The organism is Paenisporosarcina sp. P4_D4 (assembly GCF_056401835.1).
On the sequence record NZ_JBFUIO010000345.1, the window covers coordinates 1 to 941 of the forward strand.

Here is a 941-nt window from a genome sequence, read left to right on the forward strand (position 1 = left end):
TGTCCGAATAAAAATACATCTCTGTTATCATTCAGGCGTTGTACGAAAACTGTATAAGTTACATTTTTGCTTTCATTTGATTCGAATTCTACATGTGCAAATGGCACTTGAGTACGATCATCATGTCCAGGTTGATCAATTTCGAAAATTTGTCTGTAAATCGTACGTTCGCTACCTGACTCAGATGTTCTTACAATAGTTAACTTAATTACAGCAACATCATTACCATAAACACATGTGTCATTGTCAAAACCAACAATTCCGCTAAACCAAACTTTGTCATCTTTACAGATTTTTTTGAATGAAACCTGAAGTACTTGAATCGGTTCTTCGAATATTTCATCGTCTAAAACTGATGTATCTGATTGGAATTCTACTTTGTCTGTTTTGCCTGTGCATTTTTCACAGTCGTGTTTTTTCTTATCGTGATMGTCTTTCTTATCGTGATTGTCTTTCTCGCATACTACTTTAATGTTAACATCACCACACTTAGGACATTCCTTCTTATTCCAGTCGTGTTTATGGTCACACCATTCTACTTTCGTCTCTGCTTCACGACATTTGAAACAGTCACAGCCCTCTATTTTTTCCCACGTCTTTTTGTTATATTTCATATTTGATTGCACCTCCTTCCTTTTGGACCGATACTAGATTCCGAGTTTCGGTTTCTATCAATCCGTATTTGCCTTACTCTATAACATATTAAAAGAGAGAAAATTGCTCTAGGCAGATTKGAAAWCTAATAGTTTTTTCTATCGTTTCCCATTTCATATTTTTTGGACATAAAAAACGTAGTCACTTGGACTACGCCTCACTCTATTTATTGTATTCGAATAGTTCTAGTAATTTCATAAATATTCATACTTTGTTATAATTATAAGTTAAAATTTATTATTTAATAATAAAATAAAGTGTCTTATTTTCATAAGACACTTCAAATT

The 941-nt window shown here is 32.7% G+C and carries 1 protein-coding gene; it reads right to left on the bottom strand.

Annotation, left to right across the window (positions count from 1 at the left end):
• On the bottom strand, positions 1–614 hold a 614-nt coding region (locus AC1DSL_RS18715), incomplete at its 3' end, for a hypothetical protein (RefSeq protein WP_477533398.1).
• Positions 615–941: the final 327 nt, after the last annotated feature.